The organism is Prevotella sp. oral taxon 317 str. F0108 (assembly GCF_000162415.1).
GTDB lineage: Bacteria > Bacteroidota > Bacteroidia > Bacteroidales > Bacteroidaceae > Prevotella > Prevotella conceptionensis.
This window is the reverse complement of the sequence record NZ_GG740072.1, coordinates 411,293-436,006: the sequence shown is the minus strand read 5'-3', so window position 1 is coordinate 436,006 and position 24,714 is coordinate 411,293. Positions and strand designations below refer to the sequence as shown.

Sequence of the window (24,714 nt, the reverse complement as noted above, 5' to 3'; positions counted from 1 at the left end):
TACGAGTGCAATTTGTAAGCAAAAACGTTACACAAAATTTGACTATAACGGCGAAAAGTAGTAACTTTGCCTAATGATATTCTACTTCTCGGCCACGGGCAACACCCGTTGGGCCGCTCAACAGCTATCGGAAAAGACAGGCGAACGCCTTATTTTCATCCCCGATGCAATGGAAGGACAATGCCATTACACGCTTGCTGCTGGCGAGCGCATTGGCTTTTGCTTTCCCGTACACGCTTGGCGACCTCCCGTTTTGGTACGTCGGTTTATCAAAAAGCTAAGCATTGCCAACGCCGAGGGCCATTATTGTTTCGCACTTTGTACAGCTGGCGACACCACGGGCGAGAGTATGCGCATTTTTCGCCATGCCCTGGCGCAACGTTCGCTGCACTTAGATGCGGTGTTTTCGCTGCTCATGCCAGAGAGTTACGTGGGTCTACCATTCATGGATGTAGACACCATCGAGAAAGAAAGGGAGAAAAAGAATCAGGCCAAGATACACCTAACGAGCATCGTTGCACAGATTAACGAGGCAGAAAAGGTGGAAAAAGAACCCAACGTGGGTCGCTGGCCACGCATAAACAGCCGTGTTATCGGCGAGTTTTTCGAACGAAAGCTCGTCAACGACAAGGCCTTTCGGGTTGAAACTAACCGCTGCGTGCGTTGCGGAGTATGTGCCGAGGTGTGTCCAACAGCCGACATCGAGGGCGGAAAGGGACAAGAGCCAACGTGGAAACACAATGGCAGCTGTCTTACTTGCTTTGCTTGCTACCACCACTGTCCACAACATGCCATAGAGTTTGGCAGACAAACCAAGAAGAAAGGGCAATACTGGTATGGTAGAAACCAATTATAACTAATACCATATAACTATAAAAAAGAATTAGAAAATGAAGAAAACGGTACTTATTCTCATCACATTGTTGTGCCATTTGGCAAGCCATGCCTCCAAAGGATGGCCCTACCCCATCACTGTTAGTCAGCCAGACGGCACCCAACTCACTGTTCGCATCAACGGAGATGCCGACTTTAACTGGGTTTCCACACTCGACGGCGTGGTTCTTAAACAAGTGGGAAACGGCTATTACATAGCTAACATTGATACAAATGGCATGCTTTCATCGTCGGGAACGTTGGCTCACGATGCCGACAAACGTAGTTCCGCCGAACAATCTCTATGCAAAAAGCAAGATGTTAAGGCTTTTCTTACCGTTAACACACGCCCAGAACGCCTAGCTGCCACACGCGGATTTGGCGGCAAAAGCTCAACAAGTTTCTTCCCCCATACAGGCTCACCACGCGCAATTGTGTTGCTCGTGCAGTTCGCCAACAGGCCATTCAAGGTTCAACCACGCAAAGCTTTCAACCAATACCTTAATAGTATGGCCAACAAGCACCAAGACTTTGGAAACGCAGAAGACCGCAACACGGGTAGCGTTAAGAGGTATTTCAGCGACATGAGCGGCGGAAAGTTCAAGCCACAATTCGACCTTTATGGTCCAATAACCATGCCCAAGAATGTCGCTTATTACGGCGAAGGCAGTTCTTCGATGGAAAGATACCGTGAATTAGTGTCCGAAGCTTGTACCATGATGGACGATTCGCTAGACTTTTCAAAGTATGATGCCGATAAGGATGGCAACGTAGACCTTGTTTATATTATCTATGCAGGCTATGGCGAGAGCGTTTCGAGCATCGACTCTACGCTTTGGCCGAAGGCATTTGTTTGCGGAACAGATATTAAGAAAGACGGAAAATATGTGCGTTTGGCTGGTATAAGCAACGAATTAAATGGTCGTCCGGATGGGAATTATAACTCTAAAAGCGGCCTACTCATCAATGGCGTGGGACTTTTCTGCCACGAATTTTCGCATTGCATGGGCCTACCCGACTTCTACCCAACAGTCAGTCCACAATGGACTACTGCCAATGACAAACAAGATTTCGATGCCTACGACAACCAAGGCATGGAAGAATGGGACGTGATGGACAATGGCATATACCTTTATAATGGCTACTCGCCCACGGCTTACACCGCATGGGAACGCGAAAAGATGGGTTGGCTAACCATCGAAACACTTACGAAGGAAGGTAAAGTGGAGTTGAAAAGCATCGACGAAGGCGGAAAGGCCTATCGAATTAAGAACGACAAGAATACCAGCGGCAACGAATATTACATCGTTGAGAATATCCAAGCTAAGGGCTGGAATAAGAAATTGCCTGCCTCTGGCATGATGGTAAGCCACGTAGAGTACGAGCCACGGGCCTTCTCTGTGTTTCATGGAGGCGACAACTCGGTGAACAACATCAAGAAACACCCCCGAATGACCATCGTTCCTGCCGACGGTTACTTGCCATCTTCGTATAGAAAGGTACCAAACAGCAGCAATCTTACCGCGCCTTACATGAAGAAACAACAGTACGACGAACAGCTTGCAGGTGACCTTTACCCTGGAAAGAGCAACGTTAATCGCCTTACCGATGCCCAAAACATGGTGAACTATGCGCCGTGGACGGGTGGAATGCTTAACAAGCCCATCTATAACATCGCATTGAAAAACGGTATTGTTACCTTCGATTTCCTTAAAGACCAAACGTCTACTGGCATCGAGCAACCCGAAAGTGTTACGGAAAACAACAATGAAGAAAGAATTTACACCATCGATGGCCGCTATGTGGGCACCAATCTCAAAGCTTTGCCCAAGGGCGTATATATAAAAGGTAAGAAGAAAGTAGTGGTTAGCAGGTAAGTTTATGAGCGGGTGAGTTTATGAGCTTGTGAGCTTGTAAGCAAGTGAGTTTATAAGCAAGCAAGTTTATGAGTTTCATAAGCTGGTGAGTTCATAAGCTTGTAAGCAAGTGAGTTTATGAGCAAGCAAGTTTATGAGTTTGTAAGCTGGTGAGCTCATGCGTAAGTAAGATTATAAGCTTGTAAGCAGTTTTGTTTCCCCGTTGATGGGATAGCGCGTTTATAAATCAACAAACTTACGAGTTAACCGGCCATACCTAAGCCCCCTTACCACTAACAAACAGTCATAACAAAGGCGTCTGAACCTGTGCGAAGTGCGAACTATCGCATACACATCGCAGGTTCAGACGCCTTTATTTTTTCGCTCGCCCTACCCTATCACTTTAAATTTTGCAAACTTCAAGAGCAGTTTTTTTGAGCCAGCATGTTTAAAGTTAACTGTCATACGAGCGTTTTCGCCCGTTTCTTCAAGCCTTTCAATCGTGCCGATACCAAACCTTTCGTGTTCAATAACACAGCCCTCTATAATTTCCTTGCCTCCTGCATCGTGCATAACTTCCGCAGGTGCAGAGCCGGACGACGAATGAGAAATGGCCTCAGACACCTTTTTTAGGTTCGCACCACTAGCTGCAAGCCTCTTTTTAAAGCCTTCTGACAGCGGGTCTACCGCAGGTTCGGGTTTTCTAGGACGCGCAGGGTTGGGTATTGGGTCGGCCATGAACTGACTCGCAACAGGTCGTGAGTTAAGAAAACGTGGGTTATCAAAACGCCTTTCACCCGATTCCCTGGCACTCCTACCCCCGTTATAGCGTGCCGAAGGCAGTTCGTCTGACAACAAACTGCGTTCTAACCGCGGCTTAGAGAAGTCGGCCATAGGGTTCTGAACATTCAATAAGCTAGGGTCTATGTCGCGAATAAAACGGCTGGGCGTGTCGAACTCCATTCGTCCAAAGCGATAACGGTTCTTGGCACACGTCAATATACAATGCCTTTCGGCACGAGTGATGGCCACATAAAGCAGTCGACGTTCTTCTTCAAGCTGTCGGGGCGAGTCGGTAGACCGCGGACTTGGAAAGATATTCTCCTCCAATCCCACGACAAACACCGTAGGGAACTCCAACCCCTTGGCCGAATGGACGGTCATTAACACCACCCTACTCTCGTCGTCGCCCTCACTATCAAGGTCAGAAAGTAACGAAACCTCTTGTAAATAGTCGTTTAAGAACACCTCACCTTCGTTACCTTCCTCGCGCCTAATGTCTACAAACTCCCTTAGTCCGCCCACAAACTCCTGCAAGTTTTCTTGTCGCGTAAGGCTATCAGCATCGCTAGTAGCATAAAGGTCGGCCTGAATGCCACTCTCTTTGATGATTTTCATCCCCAACTCGTAGGCATCCAAGGTTGCAAGTTCGGCCACAAAGGTATTCACCATGTCGCGAAACTTTTGCAACTTGGTCCATGTTCCCTTGTTCACATCAAGCTGATAGTGGGCAGGATTGGACAATATCTCCCAACAACTCACTCCGTTTTGCTGTGCCGCCATAGTAACTTTGGCCAGCCTGGTGTTGCCAATTCCACGGGCAGGATAGTTCACGATGCGCTTAAAAGCCTCCTCATCGTCAACGTTCATCACCAGTCTGAAATAGGCGATAATGTCTTTTATCTCCTTTCTTTGGTAAAAACTCAATCCTCCGTAGATACGATAAGGGATACTTTGTCGGCGCAACTCTTCCTCGAACGAGCGGCTTTGCGAATTTGTTCGGTACAATATGGCAAAGTCGCTATACGCTCCTTGCTCGTCGTTCATGATGCGCTTGATGTCGTTACACACCACCAACGCCTCTTCCTTATCCGAATAAACGGGTTTCAGCATTAATTTCTCGCCCGCATCATTCTCACTAAACACATCTTTCTTTATCTGCCTTTGGTTATGGCTGATAAGGCTGTTGGCTGCCTTTACGATGTTTTGTGTGGAGCGATAATTTTGCTCCAACTTAAAGAGACGTGCCTCTGGGAACTGCTGTTGGAAGTCTAATATGTTGTCGATGTCGGCACCTCGAAATCCATAAATACTCTGTGCATCGTCGCCCACCACACAGATTCGGCGGTGTTCTTTCGTCAACAACGTCACAATAAGTTGCTGAACGTGATTAGTGTCTTGGTACTCGTCTACCAACACATACTGAAAACGCCCTGCATACTCCTTTCTCACATCCTCGTGTTCGGCAAAAAGTCGGTAAGTAAGCACCAGCAAGTCGTCGAAATCCATTGCGTTAGCCAATCGGCAACGCTGCATATAAGTGGCATATACCTTGTGAACGGCCGACAAATGTTCGCGTGTGTCGCGCAGCATCAGCTCTGCATTGGCAGCGTAAGCATCGGGAAGAATAAAGTGGTTCTTAGCCATTGATATGCGTGCGTGCACCGTTGCAGGCTTATACACCTTATCGTCTAGCTGCATTTCCTTGCAGATAGTTTTGATAAGCGACCGCGAATCTGTTTCATCGTAGATGGTGAAGTTCGACGAGAAACCTATCCGAGGAGCCTCAACGCGCAATATTCGCGAGAAGATAGAATGGAAAGTACCCATAAAAAGGTGCTTGGCCCCTTCATGTCCAACGAGGTTTCCAATGCGCGCCTTCATCTCGTTGGCCGCCTTATTGGTAAAAGTAAGCGCCAAAATGTTCCAAGGTTTCAGCCCCTGTTGCAACAAATAGGCAATCTTAAAGGTAAGAACGCGCGTCTTACCAGAGCCTGCACCGGCGATAACCAGCTGCGGGCCATCGGTATATACCACCGCCTCGCGCTGGCTTTCGTTTAGTTTATCGAGCAAATTATCCATCTTTGGTTTGTTGTATGGGCTGTCGCCCCTGCTTATTTCTTCTTCCGATACACGCCACCACTGGCAGTATTGGGGTTATAGTCTTCGCCTTCCTTGGGGAACGAAGGCATAAAGCGCATGTTCTTCATAATCTGTTTTTGCCTTTTGCGCATGTAAGGCGAAGGATATTTGGAACTAAACACTCGCGGATTGGGTAGTGTTGCGGCGATAAGGGCACACTGAGCGCGACTAAGATTGCCGGCAGTAGTGCCGAAGTTGTATTCGGCCACAGCATCCGCACCATAGATGCCGTCGCCCATCTCGATAGAGTTGAGGTACACTTCCATAATGCGTTGCTTGCTCCACATCAGCTCGATAAGTGCCGTGAAGTACATTTCAAAACCTTTTCTTATCCACGAACGGCCGGGCCATAGAAACACATTCTTGGCCGTTTGCTGACTAATTGTGCTGGCACCCATTTTCTTTCCACCCCTCATGTTTTGCTTAGCGGCTTTCTGAATGGCGGCAAAGTCGAACCCGTGATGCAACAAAAAACGTTGGTCTTCACTTCCCATCACCGCCACAGGCAGATGTGGCGAAATCTTTTCTAGCGAAACCCAATGGTGGTGCATGGTAAGGCTTTTGCCGTCGAGCAGTTGTTCGCCGCAACGAATGAACATCAATGGCGTGAAAAACACGGGGACAAAACGCAACACCACCACCGAGAGGATGGTAGAGCCGAAAAACAGGGCGGCCGTCCACCGCAAAACCTTAAATATTTTCTTTTTCATTAGATTCATTTCAATAAACGTTTAAGCTGGTTCTAAAAATTATCTTTGCTGGATTTTTAGGCTTTATCTGAGCAAATTTCGCTTGCATTTTGCGTGAGCATAGTGGACTATGCAACCGAAAAGGCCAGTGAAAGATGCCGGATAAAAGCAAAAATACAGCAAAGAGCGTTGCTTGAAGTGTGGTTGAACGACGGCGTGGAATTTTTAGAGCCATCCTTATAGTGTGTTCCATCGGCCACTTGTGCTAGATTTCCCTCATATTGCGTTTACTTATATAACCCTTGTTAAAGCCGAAAGGCACGAAAGAAAAGATGCCATCGCCCACAGAGAATGTTGGCCAATGCAGCTTTTCTTTCGCGCCTTTTAGCTTTTTATGGCTTTGGCGCAGGCCTTACTTCAACGTTCCGTTGTTGGCGGCGTCAATCATAGCCTTGCTAGCATAGAGGTAAACTTCTACGCGGCGGTTCTGTTGTCTGCCGCTAGCCGTAGAGTTGCTGGCAACGGGGTCAGAGCTTCCCTTGCCTTCAACCTTTTGGAATTGGCTGCGTGGAACACCACAATTGGCGAGATAGTTAACAACGCTCTGTGCGCGACTGTTGCTCAAAGGGATATTGATGCCATCGTTACCCGTATTGTCGGTGTGTCCATAGATGTCCACATGGCAGTCCCTATTCTCTTTAAGCACCTGCGAGAACTTAGCCAACTCGTTTTTCGAAGATTGGTTAAGTGTAGCCTTATTGGTGGCAAACAGAATACCAGAGTCGAATGTCACCTTCACGGCTTTTAGTCCGTTGGCATCGGTAACCTCCTCTACCTTGGCGTTCTTCACTTGTTCGGCGGTACGTTTAGCCACCTTATCCATGTGCTTACCAATCATTGAACCAGTGGCGGCACCTACAGTTGCACCAACAACGGCACCAACAGCCGTATTACCTGCCACTTTACCAATTACTGCACCTAAGAGTGCTCCGCCGCCAGTACCGATAAGGGTTCCTGTTCCTTGCTTGGTTTTACAGCCAAACACTAACACGAGACACATCAATAGTGTCAAAACTTTCATCTTCTTCATAAATCTCTAACTATGTTTTCTAATGTTATTCGTTGTGCAAAGGTACGTCTTTTTATTCTCTTGTTGCGCAATTGGCAACATTTTTTATAGAAATAGTCAAACAGGGTGGGCGGTTGACGAAGGGTGAATGTTGCGGAAATGGTGATTTTTTGAGCCTATAAGTTTCTGCGTTTGCATGATGCTGTTGCCATTGTAAGTGAGCAGCATGCCCTATAACCGCTCACGCTGGCCATCGCAAGCCTACATGCTTTCCACACCATTGGCAACTTGCGTATGTTTGCTGCACATTTGTCTTGTCTAGTTTTTAGTAAGAAATTTAACATTATGAGTGGCCTTTTCGTTCATCAATCGCCCACTTGCCGCAAAAAATCGATTCTCGCGAAGGTTTGTTTTGATGCAAAATAGGGTTAGCATGTGCATGCGGCAAAATGAATTTATATTTGAAAAGGCCACCATTTGCACCTGTTTCGGGGCTATTTGCAGCAAAAAGGAGTGCATTTTGCCGCTAAATGGAGTGCGTTTTGGTGCTAAACGCAGCGCATTTTGGTGCTAAACACAAGGCGTTTTGGTGCTAAATGCAAGGTGTTTTGGTGCTAAATGCGAGACAAAAAGCATAAACATCCACAGCAATTGTATAAACAAAACCTTTACGAACCATGAAATACATGGCTGAAAAGGGCAAAATAATCGTTAAAAAGTAGGGTTTTAGGGGCTAAAAGTGGCAAATTGGGGTTGAAAAAATACGAGCCGGCAACCAAAACAGAAAGGCAAAATGGTGCAAAATGCAGGTTATAGCCTTAAAAATAGACAACCCCCAAGACGTGAAAAGCGAAAAATAGCGACCTTTTACCTACTTTTTAACCAACATTCTCGCTAGAATGGAGCGAAAATTAGAGCGGTATTGTAAAATTAAAGATAACGATTTAAGTTTTTGAGTTGATGAGTGGGTGAGTTGTTGAGCTTGGGAGTTGTTGAGCTTGGGAGTTGTTGAGCTTACGAGTTGGTGAGTTGGTGAGCTTTTGGGTTGATGGTAGGTGAGTTGATGAGTTTTTGAGCTTGTGAGTTTGTGTGTTATTGAGTTTTGAGTTATTGAGTTTTGAGTTATTGAGTTTTGAGTTATTGAGTTTTGAGCTTTTGAGTTTGTGAGTTTGCGAGTTAATTAGTTGGTGAACTGGTGGGTTGATGCCTTCGGGAGCTATTGGGCCTTAGTGAGTTAATAAGTCAGTGAGTTGACTTGTCCTGCACTCCGCTCACTTTGTTGAAATATTAAAAGTCAAGGCGACTTCGATATTTTTTCGGTAACAATGCCATAATAAGCAATAAAAAGATTACTTTTGCAAGTCCACAAACACATAATTAAAAACATTACAAGATGAACATAAAGCATTTACGCAGGGCTACCACTGCCCTATTGGTTGCCTTTTCGCTGTGGAGCAACACTGCAAAGGCACAACAATCTACGGAAGTAGACTATGATGCACAATACGCTAGCGAGCTGGTGAAACCCGGAACGGTTGCTCCCAACTTCGAACTTCCCTCACCCGACGGCATGAAAGTGAGCCTTAGCCAGTTTAAAGGCAAATATGTTGTGCTAGACTTTTGGGCATCGTGGTGTCCCGATTGTCGCAAAGATGCGCCCAACATCGTTGACCTGTACAACAGGTTTAAAGATAAGGGAGTGGCCTTCGTGGGAATTTCGTTCGATGTCGATGCCGCCTTGTGGAAGGCCGCCATCGAGAAATACGGTATGAACTATGCCCATGCCAGTGAGTTAAAGAAGATGCGCGAGGCCAATATATCAAAGACCTATGGCGTAAAGTGGATTCCATCAATGGTACTTGTAGACCCCGAAGGCAAAGTGGTGATGGGAACTGTGCTTTGGAAGAAACTCGAAAGAAAACTAGAACAACTATTTCGATAAGCAACTGGCCACTATCCTAAACGAACAATGGCCTTGAAAACGTGCCATTGAGCCAACTCGCGAACTGAATGAAATAGCTAACACAAAGCTCTTATAGCTGCTTGCAAGCATGGGGTTAGGCTGGCACAACGGAGATGGAATACATGCCAACGCCCCTACCCTACATGCATCTGCAAGCGAGCATCAAGGCAAAACCCTTTTAAAAGTATTAATAATGAACCAACAGAACCAATCAGTTAAAACATCAAGAATTAAAAAAATCGCATTTGTTTTTATGTCAATTTGGAGTACAATATTCGGTGCTTGCGCACAAAGCCAATACACCAACGTAGACGTTGAGGGTTTCGAACAAGCCATTAAGAACGACTCTGCACAAGTTCTAGACGTTCGCACACACGAAGAGTTTGCAGAAAGTCATATCAAAGGAGCCGTTTTGGTAGACGTTTTCAGCCCTAACTTCTTGGCCGATGCCGAAAGTAAACTGCAAAAAGATCGTCCCGTGGCCGTTTATTGCCGTAGCGGGAGGCGCAGCGCAACAGCTGCAAAGCAGCTAAGTGCCAAAGGTTATAAGGTGATAAACCTTGAAGGCGGCATCTTGGCTTGGATTGGCAAGCGCAAAGAAACGGTGAGATAAGCGGCCTACGCCGTATCTCAATCTCAAATAAACGCATAAGGATTTCTCCGTGCCACATGGCCGTGAGAAATCCTTTATTTGTATATCTAGCCCTAGTGGCTTGCTAACTTGGCCATTCGCTAACAGGTAAACTTGGGCACTCGCCAACAGGTAAACTTGTCAACATGTCTGACTCTAAGCCTAAATTTACTTTACGTGCCTTTGGTTGTTGTTGCTGAATGGGGTTGCCCTAAACCCTCTTACTTCACTTCCTCAACAATCGTCTTAACACCCTTTATCTTTTCGCCAGCCACATCAGCAAGCAAACGCTTTACTTTGTTTCGACTAACAGCAACGTAGGCATAACGTTCCTTTACGTCGATGCGGCCAATGTCGTCGTTGTTAAGGTGGCCTTTTTTGCAGAGAAAGCCCAAGATGTCGCCTTTGCTAATCTTGTCTTTCTTACCCTTACCTATATATAAAGTGGCCATTCGCGGCATTTGTGCCTTACCATTAACGGTGGGAAGGGCGAAAGGTTGCACCTCGCTGTCTACATATTCGGGTATTCGTTCGCCTTCCGAAAGGATGAAGTAGCCATTACCCAGCTTATCCCAACGAGCCGTTCGCCCAATACGATGTGTGTAAGCATCGGCTGTTTCGGGCAAATGGTAATGCACAATGTGCCGTACATCGTCAATGTCAAGCCCACGCGATGCCAAGTCGGTGCATACAAGCACATTGGCACTGCCATTGGCAAAGCGATAAAGCGCGGCCTCACGAGCATCTTGTTCTAGTCCGCCATGAAAAAGACTGGTTACAAATCCTTGTTCAACCAAAAAGGCATTGGTACGCTCCACGCTTTCGCGATGATTGAGAAAAACAATGGTGCTTTCGCCATTGAACGCCAACAAAAGACGATGTAGCGTGTCAAGCTTGTCTTTCGAGTCGCTCTTTACTTCGTACACGGCAATACGCTGCTTAACCTTCTCGGCCTCGCCAACGAAGTCTACGCATTGAAGTTTGGCGTTCTCAACAAACAAGGGAATGCGCGGCGAGTTGGTTGCCGACAGCAGTACTCGCCTTTGCACCTGCGGAAGTGAGGCCAATGCCGTTCGCATCTCGTTTTCAAAACCCATATCTAGGCACTTGTCGAACTCGTCGATAATCAGCAGATGCACATCGTTGGCAGATATATTGCCCTTAGCAAGATGGTCGTTCAAACGGCCTGGCGTAGCGAAAACCACTTGCGGGCGTTGCTGTTTCAAAGCGCGATGCTCTTCCATAGCCGTTCGTCCGCCATAACAAGCCATGCCACGCACTGCCCCCACAGCGGCCAGCACCTGCTGCGACTGCAAAGCCAGTTCCCGTCCGGGTACAATCACCACGGCCTGAACATTGTCGTTCTCTGGGTTTATCATCTCTACAAGGGGCAAAAGGTAAGCAAGTGTCTTGCCCGTACCTGTGGGCGAGAGCACCACCACATCGCCCTTGCCAGCCTGCATGGCTGTGGCTGTGGCCTTTTGCATGTCGTTAAGGCTTTCGACACCTAGTTTACGAAAGGCTTTAGCCAAGTCTATATGGTTCATCGTTATGAGTTTATGAGTGTGTGAATGTGTAAGTTCTATTTTGCCGCCTTCATCAAGTTGTCCATCTCTTCAAACTCTTTACCCATGTTCAAGTTGAGGTAAATGGTGTAAAGCGGCAACAGCCAACGGCTCTGATCGTTTGGAGCCATGCGACGATACTGCTCCATATAAGGCAGTGCACCACGATAACTTGCCGCCACTTTCTTTTTCAGGTCGCGCGATGTTCGAGCCGTTTTCTCCTCTTCAACGGCACGGTTAAAGTAGGCCAAGCCAGCATTGAGGTACACTTCGGGCAGGTCTTTATGCTTGGCAATGATGCTGTCGCATAGGGCAATACAGCTATTATAGTCGCCAAGGTTCAGGAGAATGGTGCTCTTGGCCACACGCAGCCAAAGATGTTCGGGCATGGCTTGCATGGCTTGGTCTACATAGGCTTTGGCCGAAGACCAGTTGTTGTCTTTGGAATAATGCTCGATTAGACGTGTGTAGAAATATGTTTGCGTGGGATAATCCTGAAAACCTTCTTTCAATACGGCCATATACTTGTCGGTATCGTTCTGCATTTGATACACATCGGCAAGGTATTGCAACAGGTATTCGTAGCGTTCCTTGTCTTTTTGAGCCAAGGGAAGATAGCGCAAAGCCAATTCGGGCTTGTGCAACTTGTAGCCACAATATACCGAAAAGAACGCTGCGCGTGGCAGTTGGCTGTCGGTATTGAGTATGTCGTAACCTGTAAAGATGGGCATTTTGGCACAATCTATGTAGAGCGAGAAGAAGGAATAAGCCTTGTCGTACATCTTCTTGCTCATGAAATAAGTGCCACCATAGAATAAGTTTGCCTTATAAGTGAAAAACTCGTCGGCGTGTTTCTTTCGATATTTCAGCTTGCTTGCGTCGCCATTGGCATTGGCCAACTCCACCGAGTCGATGCTTTCGAGCGTTAAGCACATCTTCTTTGTAAGGTTGTACATGGTTACGGTGTCGGCCGACTGCTGCAAATACAATCGTTCGTTACCCTGTTCGTATTGCTTTTTGATAACATCGAAAAGCAGTAACCATGCCTTAATCTCTTTTCGATTGTCGGGTTTGGCCAGCACATCGTTCATGATGCGTTCGGCCTTATCTAACTCTTTTCCCGTTTTTAGGGATGCTTTCACCTGTGCCAAGTCCTTTTTCAACGAAGCGGAACTGGCCAAAGTGATAAACGAAAACAACAATATAAAGTAAAATCTGTTCATTCAGATAAATCTATTTTTACGCCTCTTGGTGATACGGCAGCGAATGTTCACCACCTTTTTTCATGCTCGAACGAGCAATTAAGGCATAGTTGAACAAACGCAAAGCACAGAACCAAAGCCCCCAAGGCCGCGGTTCTGTGCTTTTTCATACTACTTTTTATTACTTGTTAAGCAATGATTCGAGGTCCTTGGTGCGTTGGTCGGCAGCACCATAGTTAACATAATAGCACTGGTAGAGCGGGTAGCTCCAATTGGCTTTCTCGCGATTGGGGTCCAATTCCTTGGCTTTCTCCAAATAGCCCATCGACTCTTTGTAGAGAACTTTTTGTGCAGGCACGTCGTTATTGATGGCGGCAGCCTTAGAGTTGATACAGAAACCGAGGTAGGTAAGTACGATAACGTTCTTGTCGTCTAAGGCAATAGCCTTCTTCAACGAAGCGATGGCATCGTCCCATTGGCTTGCATTCATCTCAGCTTGCCCCTTCAAAGTCCATGCCATAACGCTGTTTGGGTCGGCAGCCAAACGACTGTCGATGAGTTTCTTCATGTCGTCCTTCATGTTCAAGTTGGTGTACATGTTGGCCAATGTACCCATAATCATGTCGTTAGAGGGGTCTTTGGCATAGTATTCTTTCAGCTTGTTGACATAACCCAGCGAGTCTTCCTTGGTTTTGAGCTGCTGTTGGGCGATGTAGAACTTCAAACCCAGCGCGTCTTTATAGTCGTCCTTATTGTCGCCCGCATACTTCAAGGCTACATCCAGATACTTATCGGCAGTTGCATAGTCCTTGTCTTGGATGGCATAACGTGCAGCAAAGCCAGCTACCTGCCCCACATACTGGTCGGGTTGCTTGTTAGACATGTCGGCAAATAGGGGCGTATCGGCCGTAGCAGTGTACAATCCCCAGAACTTCAACACGCCAGCATTGTTGTTTTTCTGTGCAGCATCTTGTCCTGCGTTAACCAAATAAACGCGCAAGTTGTACAAGCGGTTTTGGTTAGAGCTGTGGAACTTGGGCTTTACTTTGCCCTTTTCGTTGGGCATTTGGTCGTACTTCTCGCACTCAATGGCGTTGGTCAGCGCATCGGCAAGGGCGTTGTAAAAGCCCAGTGTGTCGTAAGCCTCAACCTTTCCTTGCTTAAACTGCTCGGCCATTTGGTTCGCGGTGATAACGCTCTGCTCCTTGTTTATCTTCTCAAACGAAAGATCAACAAGTTTGTTGTAGGCCTTTGCCTTATCGGCATTGCTCATGCCAGAAAGGTTGGCCTTTACCAACGCTTGCGCATCGGCATAGTTTTTGGCCTTCAACACCTCCTTAACGGCATCTTGGGCGAACGCCACAGACGATGCTGCAAGCATCAGGGCGAACATCATAACTTTTCTCATAACTGTAATTTTTTAAGATTTAACGATAGTCTATCTCTCTTTCGGCGAGGCACAATGAGTGTTTTCAAGTCCCCATCAGCCCCTTGCCAAGACTGCCTTACGGCAAGCCTTTTGGCGTGTTGGCGCGGTATCTGCCGTATGAGAACAACAAACAGAACCGCACCAAACGGCCGTCTCTAAGCCTTATTCTGTGGCGTCGGCCTCCACTTCCGCCCCTCCGTCGGCATCATTGCCTTGGATTTGTGCATCGTTGTTGGCGTTTGCCGTTCCTTGTTCAGCCGTGTTCATCGCCTCGTTATTGGGATGTTCCTCATCGTTTTCGTTCAGGTCGTCCTCCTTATCGGATGTCTTTACCTTGCAAACGCTGGCAATAACGTCGTTCTTCTTGCTCAGGTTGATGAGTCGAACACCTTGCGTGGCACGTCCCATAACACGGAAATTGGCCACAGCTAGCCTAATGGCGATACCACTCTTATTGATAATCATCAGGTCGTTATCGTCGGTAACGTTCTTAATTGCCACCAACTTGCCCGTCTTATCAGTGATGTTGAGGGTCTTCACACCCTTTCCGCCACGGTTGGTTTGTCGGTAGTCAGACACGATCGAGCGTTTTCCGTAGCCCGTTTCGCTAACCACCATCACCGTTTCGGTTTCTGGATTGTTCACCACAATCATGCCAACCACGGCATCGTCGCCGCCATCCAGACGCATACCGCGTACACCTGTGGCCGTTCTTCCCATGGTTCTAACGGTGTTTTCGTCGAAGTACACAGCACGACCATTGCGGTTTGCCATAATCAGCTGGTTCTTTCCGTTGGTCAGGCGTACGTCTACCACCTCGTCGCCTTCGGCAATGGTGATGGCGTTTACGCCGTTAGTGCGCGGACGCGAGTAAGCTTCAAGACTTGTTTTCTTCACTGTACCGTTCTTCGTAGCGAACACGATGAAGTGGTTCTTGATGAAATCGACATCGTTGAGCCCCTTAACGCGGAGGAAGGCGTTCACCGAATCGTCGGCATCTATGTTCAACAAGTTCTGTATGGCGCGTCCCTTTGAAGTCTTATCCCCTTCGGGTATTTCGTAGCACTTCAACCAATGGCAGCGTCCTTTCTTCGTAAAGAAGAGCATCGTTTGGTGCATTGTGGCCGGATAGATGTATTCCGTAAAGTCTTTATCGCGCGTGTTGGCCCCTTTGCTGCCTACACCGCCTCGCGCTTGCTCGTGAAATTCGGATAGCGGCGTACGCTTGATGTAGCCCAAATGACTAACGGTGATAACCACGGGGTCGTTGGGATAGAAGTCTTCTGCATTGAACTCGTGTTCGTCGGGGATGATTTCGGTGCGCCTTTCGTCGCCAAACTTCTCCTTAACCTCCTCCAATTCGGCCTTCATCACACGCTTGCACTCTTCGGGATCGTCTAAAATAAGCTGCAATCGGGCGATAAGCTCTTCCAATTCTTGATATTCTGCGTGCAATTGTTCGATGCGCAAGCCCGTGAGTTGCGACAAGCGCATGTCTACGATGGCTTTGCTTTGCAGCTCATCAAGCTCGAAACGTTTCTCCAAATTGCGCTGTGCCTCCGACGGAGTTTTGCTATTGCGAATGATTTGTACCACTTCGTCGATGTTGTCGCAGGCAATGATGAGTCCTTCCAGAATGTGGGCGCGTTCTTGCGCTTTCTTCAAGTCGAACTTGGTGCGGCGAATGGTAACGTCGTGGCGATGCTCCACAAAGTATTTCACGCACTCTTTGAGCGTGAGCAAGCGTGGACGACCCTTCACCAACGCGATGTTGTTCACCGAGAACGAACTTTGCAGCTGCGTCATCTTAAACAATTTGTTCAGCACCACATTGGCGTTGGCATCGCGTTTCACGTCTACCACGATGCGCATACCCTGTCTTCCCGACTCGTCGTTGGCGTTGGAGATACCCTCCAAGCGGCCTTCTTTCACCAAGTCGGCAATGTTTTCGATGAGTTGCGCCTTGTTTACGCCGTACGGTATTTCGCTAATCACAATCTTATCGTGACTTTCATCGCTCTCAATCTCGGCCTTAGCACGCAGCACGATACGCCCGCGCCCCGTTTCGTAGGCGTCTTTCACGCCCTGCAAGCCATAGATATAAGCACCCGTAGGGAAATCGGGAGCCTTGATATGCAGCATCAGTCCCTCTGTATCAATTTCAGGATTGTCGATATAAGCACAGCAACCGTCCAAGACTTCGGCCAAATTGTGGGTTGGCATGTTGGTAGCCATACCCACGGCGATACCGTTACCACCGTTAACGAGTAGGTTTGGTATCTTGGTAGGCATCACTTGGGGTTCTTGTAGCGTGGCATCGAAGTTCTCTTCCATGTCCACGGTGTCCTTTTCAAGGTCGTCCATGATGCGTTCGCCCAACTTCGAGAGCCTACATTCGGTGTAACGCATGGCCGCAGCCGAGTCTCCGTCAACACTTCCGAAGTTTCCTTGACCGTCTACCAAGGTGTAGCGCATGTTCCAATCTTGTGCCAAGCGCACCAATGCGCCGTACACCGAGGAGTCGCCGTGCGGGTGATACTTACCCAAAACGTCGCCCACCACGCGCGCACATTTCTTATATGGCTTGTCACTGGTGTTTCCTAAGCCCAGCATTCCATACAAAATGCGCCTGTGAACGGGTTTAAAGCCGTCGCGCACATCGGGTAACGCACGCGCAACAATAACCGACATACTATAATCAATGTACGAAGACTTCATTTCTTCTTCGATATTGATCTTGATTATCCTGTCTTGATCGATTGTTTGATTTTCGTCCATCTAATCTATTGTGATTTTATTGAATATTCGTTCTAAGGCCATTTCCTTTCGATTTAAGGCCTTTTTCTCCACGATTTACAAGGTGCTAAGTTACGATATTTTTCTCATTCGGTAAAACAAAAACCGCTAAAATACGCCAAAAAGCACTATAACATTGTTCGATTAAAGGCATAAAGTGGGCAAAAAGGCCGTTTAACGGCCAATGAACACGGGCGTTTCAAGTGCGTAAGAAGGCTTATGGCGTGGCGATTGGGCCGTTCGTGCCCTACCCTTTCATCACAAAAGCACGCTATGACCAGGTATTTCATCCCGAATGCGGTTGTTCGCGCCCTACTCTTTCGTTGTTCGCGCCCTACTCTTTCGTAGTTTCCGCCCTACCCTTTCATTACGAAAGCACGAAAACAAACCGCAAAGAGGCGTACAGCTCGATGGCCAAAATATAGATAAGCCATAGCGGAAGGGTGTAAGCAATGCCCGCAACAAGACAGTCGCACACCTCTTCGAGCGAACGCAAACGCGAACTTACCACCCCGAACGACACACTAATAAAGCATACCGAAAGGCAAACCATGAGGAAAAAGCTTTTTGAAAAGCTACTGGGATATAGGTTTCCCGTTACCCCAAGCAAAACGGCGTGGGGCAAAACTGTGAGCAAAAGCATCAATACCACAATCACAAAAAGTTCGGCTAAGGCCACCATCAGCCCGAAATGGTCCCAAAAAGACATGGCTTTCCGCTTGCGCGGCACATCGAGAATGCCGCAAAACCTCACCGAACCATAGGCCATACTGCCCAGCAGGAGCCAAACCAAGCCCCGCCCCGCAAGGTTATCACCGAAGTTTCCCACCATCCATCTGATGCCTTCTGCACTTAAAAGCGAGCGTATAGGAAGTTCTGGGTTCACGGCTTTGAATATCCACGAACCCAGCACGGCAACTAATTGCAACACACCTAACGCCAGTGCGAGCCGTGCGATGTACTTTCCTGTTCGCCGATGGCAAACCATCTTGTGCTTACCCATTATCTGGAACAAGGTTATCTATATCAAGTATATGCAGTTCGATGGCTCTTACCACCAGTCGCGTGGCGTTAACGCCCATCCCGCCATTACCATTTGGGAAGAGTTTATTTACCAATTCGTTTTGTCTTTTCTCCAAACTCTTCACGCCAAAAGGCATTCCTCGCAGGTTGGTTATTTGCTCTTTGGTGTAACCCAAAGCCAAATGGCGCAAGAAACGCTCGTCATACTCGTCTATCTCGTAAGTGATGAAAGCCTCTTGCCTAAAAATCTGGTTGCTCACCACGCGCTTGAACTTCTCCACAATCTTTTCGAGAATGGGCTGATTAAACACCAATCGCTTGCCATTCATCACGCTGGCCACGTCGCCCCGCGTAAGCAATTCGCCGCTTTTGAGTATAATTCCATCACACCCAGCGTCGAGAACGTCGAGCCACAGTTTCTCATTAAGTATCTCGCCCGTAAAGATAAGCACCTTAACCTTGGGAAATTGCTCCTTGGTGTGCCTGCAAATCTCTACGCCGATGGTGGTAGAACCGCCCAAACCGAGGTCTAGCAGCACCAGGTCGGGCAGCTCTTGTTTCAGCAATTTCCAATACGCCGGCTCGTTATCTGCCGTCCCGATGATGGTAGCCTCCGGTATTTCGTTTCTGAATATGCCTTCCGTACCCTTCAATTCTAAGGGTACGTCCTCCACGATTATCACTTTAAATTTGTCCATGTCTTTTGTGGTTGTTTGATGTTTAGTGTTTATGCCTGCGTTGTTTTGGGCAGGGTTATCGCGATATGCGTCTTGTTTTCGATGTTCGATGCAAACACGCCGCAGCCCCTGGCGTTGGTAAACTCGCCCGTGTCGCGTACGATTTGCCTACACAGATAAAACTGCAAGTTGGGCGTTGTGGGTGTGAACAATTCTCTACACTGTTCGTCGGTGTACATCACACTGGGCAGTTCGAGGTCTATTTCCACGTATCTCGCCCCCTTGTCTTTTACTGCCAATGCAACCGAATGGCCCTCGAAGAGGCCGGCGAGGATGCCGAACAGGTAGCCTAAGAGGTCTTCGTCACCCAGGATATGCCGCCCCTCACCTACACCGTCTTCGCTTGTGTGGGGCAAGACATCGAGCAGTTGTTTTAGCGGTACAGGCCTGTACGAGTAGCGCAAGTCGTCGACAAGGCGCATCGCCTGGGCACTCAACAGCATGTACAACTCCTTATAATAGTCCACCAACTCGTTCATGTCGTGCAAATCTTCGCCGCCGTTCTCAATCAGTTGCCTAATGCGCGAGGGATAATACATCGTCTCGTGTTTCAGTGCACTAAGGCAATTGTCCAGCACGCTGTTGTTAACGTGCAGTTTATCGTTCTCTATCTCCACTCGGCGCAGTTCGTCTTCGGCCATTTCTATGCTCTCTTCGCGCGCCTTCTCCATCTCTACGCTCTTCTGCAACACCTCGCTTATCTGGCTTACCACCTCGTTAAGCGACTTAAACTGCACCGTTTCGCCACCATGCCTGTCTATCGACTTGATGATACGGGCTATGGCGTCGAGTTTGGCTTGTGCCTCTCCGGTGTTCATCAACACCTTATTTATATCCTCAACCCTTTCCACATAGATGCGATAGGCTACGTAATGGCGATAGAACAGCACATAATAGGCAGGGATGATAAGCAACAAAAGCAAGACAAGCACAACGATACTGATGGTTTTGTTGGCCTTTGATTGCTGCATGCCCACCACGTAAGCATCGAGCGTATTGTCGGCCGAAAGGGCCTTAAAAAGCTTTGTGTACACCTCGTTGTTATAACGATACAGGTCCCATTCGTGCAAGGCCAATGCCGCGATGGCACTTTCGTTGCGTATGTCGAGTATGATGCTGAAATTGGTTTCCAAGCTATCGTTCAGCCATTGTATCTCTGCTGGCTTGTCCACCGCTTTCGAATAAGCCACCATCAGGTCTTTTCCGTGCGGAGCTTTCAGCCGATATAGGTCATTAAGTTTTCCTATACAGCTGTCGGCATACTGCAAGGTCTTGGCATATCGGCCGTTAACGTTGGCAAAATAGGCACTGTCGGCGTATGCGTTAGCACGTTTAAGCAACTTTCCTTCGGGGGTATAAGCGGATATGCGGTCTAGGATTTTACTTCGGTTGCCATGCACACTGTCTCTTGCAGTCGCGGCATGAACCTGCATTCCCCCACACAGCGCCAGCACAACAGCAAGCATACGCACCACTCTGGGCAGCCTAAAACAGAACACGCTGCCCTTACCCTTTTCGCTTTCAACCGAAATGGAGCAGCCGCTAAATATCCTACTTACCTTTTTATACTTGTCGATAATGCCCTTACAGTTGAGCAATCCGAAACCATGCGACGTCTGCACATCGGCCGAAGACGAGTTTATCACCTTGCGTTCGAACAAGTGCGCCCGTTCTTCTTCGGTCATTCCCACGCCGGTATCGGCAATCACGATGTCTACATAACCCTCCTCCTCGGCAACACGTGCGCTTAGCGTAACCTTGCCGTTTCTTTCTGTAAACTTGCGTGCATTGTCTATCAGCGTGTTAATCATAAAGAGTGTAAGCGTGCGGTCGGCTTTCACCACCTCGGTTGTAGACTCCACCACCAGCTTAATCCCCTTGTGTTCAAATCCCATTCGGCTTTTGCCAACGATGTCGAAGAGCGGTTGCAACGCCACACTTTCCACGTGCAGGCTCAGTTCTCCTTGCCTCATCTGTATCCATTGGGTAAGAATGGCGTTGTATTCTTTTATCTTATCGGTAAGCTCCTTCACATAGTCCAGCCGTTCTTGCCTAATGTTTTCGGGTTCTTGCACGGCGTTCAGCCGATGAATTTCGTGTCGCATCCGGTCGATAAAGGGCACAACCGAGTTTACCAACGACACCTTGGCGCGCTGTTCGATGTTCTTCTTCTTGTTCTCCACCACATGTCGCCTACCTATCTCCTGCTCTTCGTGCAGTTCTTCGTAGCGGTCGTTCTGCTCTTCCACGTGCTGTGCGTTCACCTTTTCCCACTGTCGCAGGGGTTCAAGCATCTTCTCCGGCGAATATTTTGCGGCTTGCCTGGCACGCAAGGAGTTGAAAAAATAGAGCAAAAGCACCACCAACACGATGGCCACACCCACATACACAAGCATCATGTTAAGCTGTTTCGACGAATTTTCAAGCTGTTCGGCTCGCGCCTCTTGTTGCTTGTCTTGTCGGGTTTGCCGTTGTATGTCGAGGTACACGTTGCGGTTAACGTCGCTTTGGATTTTCATGTTCATGGCCGAATACACCAAACTGAGCTGTTCGCAGATAGACGACACCAGGTCGGGGGCTTTGTTTATGTCCGGGTTTCGGTACAGGGCGTTTTGCAAACAGAAAAGGGCCGACTTGTAATCTTTCAGTGCCCAGTAGCAAGAGGCCAGTGTACGGTATGCACCAGCCGTTTGATAAACGTTGCCATAGCTGGAAAACATCACCAACGCCCTCTGTGCCAAGTTGCCTGCCAGCAAACTGTCGGGCATGTCGTCGGTGTTAAGTATGGTAATGGCCGTTGCATTATCACGCAACAATTGGCGCCGCTGTTGCTTGTCTATTAAGTGTTCGCTTATGGCTTGCAGCGAGTTGGCCTCCCAATAAGGATAATTGCTTTGTATGGCAAGCCCATAACAGCGAAACAAGAAGTCGAACTCTTGCTGCGATATGGCCTCCTTCGTGGGTGCCGTTATCAGTCCGCCTGCTCCCACATTGTACATATAGCTCAACCATTGCGCCGTGTCTTGCTGTATATCGCCGTTGGGCTTGATGTTTTCTTGTTCGGCAATGGCCCTATCGGGCAAGCCGATATAGTAAAAATACACCGACGCCACGATATAAAGTTCGGTTTCGGCATATATCATTCGCTTGCGCAGTCGCGGCGAAAGGTTGTAGGCCTCTTCCTTAATGCGCTTTAATCGGCGTAATGCACTTTCGCGATAGTTATAGAAATCTTTGTTGCGCGACTGCCTTTGGCAAAGCCGCATCAGCTGCACATCGGCCACAAGCAGTTCCACTTGGTTGTCGGTGATGTCTTTCACATCGTTAAGCAGTTTCGATGCCGTTTCGAACTCCATCTTAGATATGCGCACGAAAGCCATATTGTTCAAAGCCTCGGCTCGCCCGGCTGCATAGTTTCCCGACACGTTCAAAGCGCGTTGGGCATAGGCTGCCGTGGAATCAAGATTGCGATAGTGAAAGGCATAGGCCATACTGTTGAGCCTGTCTGCCTCGGCAACATTCTTGTCGCCACAAGCAAAAAGGCCCAACACCCACAGGCAAACCAAAAGATGCCTGACGACAAGCGCCTTGCGCCGATGTTGGAAAAGCAAACTGATAGCCTATATATTTACGGTTACGCATGCAAATATATAGAAATATTTTCGGAAAACACAACGCTAGGCGAAAATAGTTGCGTTTCCAAGTTTTTGTACAACTAAGTTTATAGGCTTTTATCGCAGGCCATTCCAGGGTTTAAGCCCTACGCACTTATGAACGAATGAATTTACAAAGCAATGAAATGAAAAACTTAAAGGCACAAGACTAACGGGCATAAAGCCTAAAATACAGATGGCTTAACGCCTTAAAACCATGCGCTTTATAGACGACAAAGCGTTTTAACCCTTAATATGTGTTAAATTTATTATTGCCATGTCTCAATAAAATAAAACACCCAAATATATTTCGTAACTTTGCACCTGTTTTAGTCCGTGGAGGCTTAAAAAGTGTCGGAACGAGTCTGAACGCCTCGCGGAAAACCGTTTTACAAACATTATAATGTACGCAATTGTAGAAATTAACGGTCAGCAGTTTAAGGTAGAACAGGGTATGAAACTCTATGTTCACCACATTAAAGATGTGGAGGCCGGCAAAACTGTTGAGTTTGACAAGGTGCTGCTTGTAGACAAAGAAGGAGCAGTAACCGTTGGCGCACCCACCGTTGAAGGTGCGAAAGTAGTAGTAGAAGTAGTGAACCCCCTTGTAAAAGGTGACAAGGTCATCGTTTTCAAGATGAAACGCCGCAAAGACTATCGCAAGAAGAATGGTCATCGCGCTCAGTTCACGCAAGTAGAAGTTAAACAAGTAATCGCTTAAACGCAGGAGGAATTAAGAATGGCACATAAAAAAGGTGTTGGTAGTTCTAAGAACGGACGCGAATCAGCTTCACAAAGACTTGGCGTTAAGATTTATGGCGGACAAAAGGTTACTGCTGGTAACATTATCGTTCGTCAGCGTGGCACGAAACACAACCCCGGCAAGAACGTGGGCATCGGTAAAGACGATACGCTCTTCGCACTTATCGACGGTGTTGTGAACTTTCGCAAGAGCCGCAAGGACAAAAGCTATGTTTCTGTAATACCGGAAGCTGAGGCATAAATAAAACAATTACACTTATTCCAAACAAACAACAGAATCCCAACCATATTGCTATGGTTGGGATTTCTGCTTTATATGGGGATGAACAAATACAAGAACTTGTTTTATAGAAATGCGATGAGTATTCGGTGCAGTTCATTATTACAGCCAAACAGAATTGCATTTGCAAAGTTGTTGTTAGAAGCGTGCACCACGTGCGTTGCCTGGAATGAATAATTCCTTACGCGGAGGAAAAGGAGGTATTTTGTTTGCTTACGATGCTGCTGTGGCTTTTCAAACAAAATTCTGTTTCACTATACTTCAAATTTGCTTAGCAAGCATCCCCATTTTGCAATCCGTTTGGGGTAAATGCCATTCCTATATACAAGGTTGCAATTGGCCAACTTAGCTGCTTGCCAATGAGTAAACCATTCAACTTGTCCACATGGCAACTCATTGGTTGCTCAGCTAGTCCTCTTGTTAAGCGGTAAGCTCATTAACTCACAAACTTGTAAACTAGCTAAGGCGAAAAAAGAGGGCTGCACCTATCAACTGTTCAACCCGTTTACTTGTTAACTTGTCTATTCATCTACTTATTAATTTGTCTACCTGATAGCTTGCCTACCCGTCAACTTCCCAACTTCAATTTGTCTTATTTTACGTGCAAATTTTAACATTATGAATGCCCTTTTCATTCACCAACCGCCCACCTTGCCCCAAAAATTCGATTCTCGCGAAGGTTAGTTTTGGTGCAAAAAGGGGTGGTATGTTAATGCATACAAAATGAATACACCTTGCATAAAACCGCAATGCGCACTAGATTTTGGGCTATTTGCAGCAAAATGCAGTGCAATATGCCGCTAAACGCAGTGCGTTTTGGTGCTAAACGCAAGGCAAAATGGTGCAAAATGCAGTACAAAATGGTGCAAAATGCGGTACAGCACGCATAAAAATTCACTGCAAAGAGATGGATAAAACCCTTCTGAGCCACTAAAAACATGGCTCAAAAGGGCAAAATAGCCGTTAAAAAGTGAGATTTTAGGGTCTAAAAGTGGGTTTTGGGGCTTGCAAAATTGCGAGTCGGCGACCAAACTAGAAAGGCTAAATGGTACAAAATGCAGGTCCTGCTCTCAAAAATGGACAAAACAAAAGGCGTGAAAGGTTAGAAACAGTAGTTATTTACCTACTTTATGACCTATATTTTCGCTAGAACGGAGTAGAAATTAGAGCGATATTGTAAAATATAACGCAAGATTTTAAGTTTTTGAGTTGATGGATTATTGAGTTGGTGAGTTGGTGAGTTGGTGAGTTGGTGAGTTGGTAA

At 47.3% G+C, this 24,714-nt stretch carries 16 protein-coding genes; 6 read left to right on the top strand and 10 right to left on the bottom strand.

Features of this window, described 5'->3' with window-relative positions; all coding sequences use genetic code 11:
* Positions 1-73: 73 nt before the first annotated feature.
* Positions 74-856: an EFR1 family ferrodoxin gene (locus tag HMPREF0670_RS01510; RefSeq protein WP_009229394.1), complete on the top strand. Its 783-nt coding sequence runs from the start codon at positions 74-76 to the stop codon at positions 854-856.
* Positions 857-890: 34 nt separating this feature from the next.
* Positions 891-2,750, top strand: a complete 1,860-nt coding sequence (locus HMPREF0670_RS01505) for a M6 family metalloprotease domain-containing protein (RefSeq protein WP_044077591.1) — start codon at positions 891-893, stop codon at positions 2,748-2,750.
* 369 nt (positions 2,751-3,119) lie between these two features.
* Here HMPREF0670_RS01505 and HMPREF0670_RS01500 read toward each other — a convergent pair whose 3' ends face one another.
* From HMPREF0670_RS01500 to HMPREF0670_RS01490, 3 genes are all read right to left on the bottom strand, one after another.
* Complete coding sequence (locus HMPREF0670_RS01500) at positions 3,120-5,591, bottom strand: ATP-dependent helicase (protein WP_009229392.1); 2,472 nt, start codon at positions 5,589-5,591, stop codon at positions 3,120-3,122.
* Positions 5,592-5,623: 32 nt separating this feature from the next.
* Positions 5,624-6,361, bottom strand: coding sequence for a monofunctional biosynthetic peptidoglycan transglycosylase (mtgA, locus tag HMPREF0670_RS01495; protein WP_044077590.1), 738 nt, complete (start codon positions 6,359-6,361; stop codon positions 5,624-5,626).
* 391 nt (positions 6,362-6,752) lie between these two features.
* Positions 6,753-7,430 carry an OmpA family protein gene (locus HMPREF0670_RS01490; RefSeq protein WP_009229390.1) on the bottom strand — a complete coding sequence of 226 codons (678 nt, stop codon included), beginning with the start codon at positions 7,428-7,430 and terminating at the stop codon, positions 6,753-6,755.
* Positions 7,431-8,802: 1,372 nt separating this feature from the next.
* Here HMPREF0670_RS01490 and HMPREF0670_RS01480 point away from each other — a divergent pair.
* Both HMPREF0670_RS01480 and HMPREF0670_RS01475 read left to right on the top strand, forming a co-directional pair.
* Positions 8,803-9,351: a peroxiredoxin family protein gene (locus HMPREF0670_RS01480; protein WP_009229389.1), complete on the top strand. Its 549-nt coding sequence runs from the start codon at positions 8,803-8,805 to the stop codon at positions 9,349-9,351.
* Between the two features lie 214 nt (positions 9,352-9,565).
* Positions 9,566-9,985, top strand: coding sequence for a rhodanese-like domain-containing protein (locus HMPREF0670_RS01475; RefSeq protein ID WP_009229388.1), 420 nt, complete (start codon positions 9,566-9,568; stop codon positions 9,983-9,985).
* 239 nt (positions 9,986-10,224) lie between these two features.
* On the opposite strand, the gene HMPREF0670_RS01470 is transcribed toward HMPREF0670_RS01475, so the two are convergent.
* From HMPREF0670_RS01470 to HMPREF0670_RS01440, 7 genes are all read right to left on the bottom strand, one after another.
* Entirely contained in the window at positions 10,225-11,550 is a 1,326-nt protein-coding gene (locus HMPREF0670_RS01470) for a DEAD/DEAH box helicase (protein ID WP_009229387.1), read from the bottom strand.
* 35 nt (positions 11,551-11,585) lie between these two features.
* Complete coding sequence (locus HMPREF0670_RS01465; protein ID WP_009229386.1) at positions 11,586-12,791, bottom strand: tetratricopeptide repeat protein; 1,206 nt, start codon at positions 12,789-12,791, stop codon at positions 11,586-11,588.
* Between the two features lie 160 nt (positions 12,792-12,951).
* The gene (locus HMPREF0670_RS01460) at positions 12,952-14,178 is read right to left on the bottom strand and encodes a hypothetical protein (protein ID WP_009229385.1); all 1,227 of its coding nucleotides are present in this window, start codon (positions 14,176-14,178) and stop codon (positions 12,952-12,954) included.
* A gap of 183 nt (positions 14,179-14,361) precedes the next feature.
* Positions 14,362-16,977, bottom strand: a complete 2,616-nt coding sequence (gene gyrA, locus HMPREF0670_RS01455) for a DNA gyrase subunit A (protein WP_009229384.1) — start codon at positions 16,975-16,977, stop codon at positions 14,362-14,364.
* Positions 16,978-17,362: 385 nt separating this feature from the next.
* Complete coding sequence (locus tag HMPREF0670_RS01450) at positions 17,363-17,998, bottom strand: hypothetical protein (RefSeq protein WP_009229383.1); 636 nt, start codon at positions 17,996-17,998, stop codon at positions 17,363-17,365.
* The gene (locus HMPREF0670_RS01445; protein WP_009229382.1) at positions 17,991-18,716 is read right to left on the bottom strand and encodes a DUF5932 domain-containing protein; all 726 of its coding nucleotides are present in this window, start codon (positions 18,714-18,716) and stop codon (positions 17,991-17,993) included. The genes HMPREF0670_RS01450 and HMPREF0670_RS01445 overlap by 8 nt, the downstream gene beginning before the upstream one ends.
* Before the next feature lie 29 nt (positions 18,717-18,745).
* Positions 18,746-22,366, bottom strand: a complete 3,621-nt coding sequence (locus tag HMPREF0670_RS01440; protein ID WP_009229381.1) for a DUF5112 domain-containing protein — start codon at positions 22,364-22,366, stop codon at positions 18,746-18,748.
* A gap of 445 nt (positions 22,367-22,811) precedes the next feature.
* Between HMPREF0670_RS01440 and rplU the strand changes: the two genes are divergently transcribed.
* Positions 22,812-23,129 (top strand): 50S ribosomal protein L21, encoded by a 318-nt coding sequence (gene rplU / locus HMPREF0670_RS01435; protein ID WP_009229380.1) that lies wholly within the window; start codon positions 22,812-22,814, stop codon positions 23,127-23,129.
* 18 nt (positions 23,130-23,147) lie between these two features.
* Positions 23,148-23,411, top strand: a complete 264-nt coding sequence (rpmA, locus tag HMPREF0670_RS01430; protein ID WP_009229379.1) for a 50S ribosomal protein L27 — start codon at positions 23,148-23,150, stop codon at positions 23,409-23,411.
* Positions 23,412-24,714: the final 1,303 nt, after the last annotated feature.